6 protein-coding genes are annotated in these 3198 nt (G+C 36.8%); all 6 read right to left on the bottom strand.

The genetic code is table 11. The annotated features are described in order from the left end of the window. Positions 1 to 46 precede the first annotated feature (46 nt). On the bottom strand, positions 47 to 490 hold the full coding sequence (locus AB6C75_RS23165) for a hypothetical protein (RefSeq protein WP_372109443.1): 444 nt from the start codon (positions 488 to 490) through the stop codon (positions 47 to 49). Between the two features lie 130 nt (positions 491 to 620). Beyond that, positions 621 to 1019, bottom strand: coding sequence for a hypothetical protein (locus AB6C75_RS23160; protein WP_231903193.1), 399 nt, complete (start codon positions 1017 to 1019; stop codon positions 621 to 623). A gap of 108 nt (positions 1020 to 1127) precedes the next feature. Further along, positions 1128 to 1529: a hypothetical protein gene (locus AB6C75_RS23155; RefSeq protein ID WP_372109441.1), complete on the bottom strand. Its 402-nt coding sequence runs from the start codon at positions 1527 to 1529 to the stop codon at positions 1128 to 1130. A 38-nt stretch (positions 1530 to 1567) separates the two neighbouring features. After that, positions 1568 to 2095: a hypothetical protein gene (locus tag AB6C75_RS23150; RefSeq protein WP_241810802.1), complete on the bottom strand. Its 528-nt coding sequence runs from the start codon at positions 2093 to 2095 to the stop codon at positions 1568 to 1570. Beyond that, positions 2085 to 2387 carry a hypothetical protein gene (locus AB6C75_RS23145; RefSeq protein ID WP_017102032.1) on the bottom strand — a complete coding sequence of 101 codons (303 nt, stop codon included), beginning with the start codon at positions 2385 to 2387 and terminating at the stop codon, positions 2085 to 2087. The genes AB6C75_RS23150 and AB6C75_RS23145 overlap by 11 nt, the downstream gene beginning before the upstream one ends. 174 nt (positions 2388 to 2561) lie before the next feature. Further along, positions 2562 to 2999, bottom strand: coding sequence for a hypothetical protein (locus AB6C75_RS23140; RefSeq protein WP_017102129.1), 438 nt, complete (start codon positions 2997 to 2999; stop codon positions 2562 to 2564). Positions 3000 to 3198 lie beyond the last annotated feature (199 nt).

Raw genomic sequence — 3198 nt, 5'->3', positions numbered from 1 at the left:
CTTAGAGGGCGTCACCCAATAAGCCTCCGGCTCCGCCGGAGGTCATTTAACTTTTGACAACTATCTTAAGCTTTTTATCTATTAGTGTTACCCCTGCATGAGTCACTGATATGTTTCCATCAGAATCAGTCCTCGGAGTCATCAATATACTACATTCACTTCCATCATTATTGAGAAGGCTAGCGGAAATAGAAGGTGATTGACCTTTTTTATGTTCGCTCTTTTTTATCTCAAAACGATAATATTTACGACCATCTTGTTTTCTTTCTTCAAAATCATCGGAACCTAGTAATATTATATATGGCTTAAGTTTTAGAAACTTTAATACAGCGAAAGAAATACTCAAAACAGCTGCGATAATCTTTAGGAAAATGACCACATAATTTAACGCGCCTTCTCCAATGACCGATTCCAGTTCTTTTAAGACAGAAGCAATGGCACCGAATATAACAGCTACAATAAACATCCAATCAATTTCATCTAAATTCATTTATTCTCCTTTACACCACCAAATCCAAGGTTCCATTATGCACATAGCCCCGCCTTAAACATTAAGGCTAATTCGAACCAAAATTTCCATAGTCGAATCGTTTGTTATATTTATTCTCTTTTGATACGAACTATAAATTACCAATTATTTTTTGAATTTCATCTGGATTTAAGTAGCTATTATTAACTTTACCTTCAATCAAAAAACCGTCTGCTAATATTTGGGATAATTTTTGAACAGACTTTTCATTAAAGAGCTTCGGATAGATCCGCGTATACGCATTGAACGTTGCCTTTAAGTTACGGTGGCAATCTTCAGCTGAACTGAGTGTTGTGACCTCTCCCGAATTAAATATAGGTATGAAAATTTCAAGTAGGTTGTTTTTTAACTCTTGCTTTAGCTTTCTGCGACTTGTGATTTTCTCGAGCCCAAGACCTAAAAAGAATGCCAGAATACCAGGGAGCCATCCATTCATGAAACTATGAAGTGAAATTTTCCACCACTCAATATCATTAATTATAAAATACACTAACTCTTCCTATTGCCCGTGACGTACTTGAAAAATATAACGCCTTAAACATCGAAACTAAAGACAAACCTACAATGCCGAATGTAATAAATTGTGTTGATTAATTTGTTAGACGAATGTTGCCTTCAGCAACGCGACTTGTTGCTCAAACAACCCACTATCAAATTGGGAGTAAGATTTAGCTATATTTACCCATTGAACTCCGGTTTCATCAATATGACGAAATTCAATTTGTAACGCATATTTTGAACAACGAAGAAAACCAAATATAAAACCTACAATCGTTAAAGTAACAACTAAAGCTTTCAACCAAAAAGGTGTACTCTCAAGAGTTGGGATTGCTAACCAAACTGCTCCGGAGAAAACAAATAACCAAAATATTATTTGACCTAGATTGTCGAGTAAGCCAAGTTTCTTAACTCTGACATTATTAATTTTTGATAAAGGATACGAATCTTTTTTAAAGCTAAACTCTTCTTGGCTTAGTTGAAAATCTGTTTCCTTGTACATTATTGCCTCCATTTTTATCAACACTCTTAAATGCTTTATTAGCTTTTTTGGGTTACATACTTTGCGTGAATATCGAGAACAAATGGCTCCACTAAAGCTATACATCGGTCTAGATCATCATCCGTTATATCTACTTTCTCACCATCTAAGGTATGACCATTTCGATGCACAAGGTCATGGCGTAACTCAAGTTGTTTTAATAGCTCTCTGCTGATATTAAAACGAATGCCAAGAACTTTTTTATAATACATTTCAACATCATTAAGCCGATGCCATACCAATGCTTTCATTGAATGTATCAAATACTCATCAATAGGGTTGTTTAAAGCAAAAGGAACCGTCACGGTAGCAGAACGAAACTTGTCATGGCTTGCTAGTTTTCGGAGTGATTCTGGAGAATTAGTAAGTTCAAAAATGAACAAGTTTGAAAGATACTGTTCCATTAAGCTTATCACGTTCGAAAAATACAATTGGTTGTGAAAACTATCTCTACTTTGGGCTCTTATTTGCGTAAGTCCTTCAGTGAAAGTATTGAGATATACATCAAATTCCGTATCAGAACTCATTAGCATGGTACTCCACTCTAATTTGCTCTTTTAACGCTCCATCCTTTGTCTCAACGTCTAGCGTCCAATCAACACCAACATTGGAAGACCAAACATTAATGTTAAACTCATTACCTTCCTCGTCTTCAAACGAATCATAGTTTTCGCTAACACTATCCCTATAACGCTCTGCCACAAAGTTAGGAGACGGTACGCTAACAACCGTAACCTCTTCAGTACCGCGATAAATAAGTAGATAGCCACCGGAAATGGGTGGCATACAGTCATTACCTTCTAACGTAAACTTCATCATCTCATTTCTCAAAATACAAATACGTTTCGATTATAACAGCATAGTTTTAGGCTTACACCTTCAGAAAGCTAACGCCCGCTTAAGTGGTGAGTAGCGTAAGACCGATGTTTCTGCAAACCACCTTAAACACAGAACGCAACGTATAGTAAAAATGTCACGTGTTACGAATTAATCCTAAACAGTTCGATATACGGTTGTGCCAGGCTCAGAGTTTGGCCCCAACTTACTGCTAAAAACGAACAGACAACTAACTAAAATACCTATCTCGAAAAGCTGACATAGAAAAGATGCTGTCTTAAACACCAGACCTGAATCCATCCAAGGCATCGCTATTTCAATTAGCACAGCGGCTAAAACCAAAGTATACCCAACTCGTTGATGCCATTTACCTAACACTCGCGAAAAGTGATGGAAAGCTAACAGATAAAACACCGAAAAAAAAGGCATTATAAACCAGATGAGATACTCAAAAATTTCAATCAACGAGCTACTACCTTCGCCCAAAGTTGCCATTAGAATAGAGATAATAAAGTTGAGTAGCATGTAAAGAAACGGATATATAAGAATACCCAAGGCAAGATACCGAACTGATTTTTTAACTCCACTTTCCACTTGTGTTACCTTCTCTAGTTGGAGTGACGCATAACACCCAATTAAGTAGCTGACAACGCTACTAATACGTTCAAAATTACCACCAAAATCACTTAAACTGAACTGAGTTGAAAATCCCAAGCGTTGACAGTCTGCTTTAATTGCTTGTTGAACGAAGCCGCTGCGCGGCAGAGTAAAACGAGTACAAGCCATACTCTTG

Origin of the sequence: Vibrio sp. 10N.237.312.B06 (genome assembly GCF_041464685.1) — a bacterium.
GTDB classification, from domain to species: Bacteria; Pseudomonadota; Gammaproteobacteria; order Enterobacterales; family Vibrionaceae; genus Vibrio; species Vibrio tasmaniensis_A.
Note: the sequence above shows the minus strand (reverse complement) of the source record. Positions and strands in the feature narration are given on the sequence as shown.

What these genes read in the sequence shown, in the direction of transcription:
- AB6C75_RS23165 (WP_372109443.1), bottom strand. Translation starts at nt 490, where the DNA reads ATGAATTTAGATGAAATTGATTGGATGTTTATTGTAGCTGTTATATTC.
- AB6C75_RS23155 (WP_372109441.1), bottom strand. Translation starts at nt 1,529, where the DNA reads ATGTACAAGGAAACAGATTTTCAACTAAGCCAAGAAGAGTTTAGCTTT.
- AB6C75_RS23150 (WP_241810802.1), bottom strand. Translation starts at nt 2,095, where the DNA reads ATGAGTTCTGATACGGAATTTGATGTATATCTCAATACTTTCACTGAA.
- AB6C75_RS23145 (WP_017102032.1), bottom strand. Translation starts at nt 2,387, where the DNA reads ATGATGAAGTTTACGTTAGAAGGTAATGACTGTATGCCACCCATTTCC.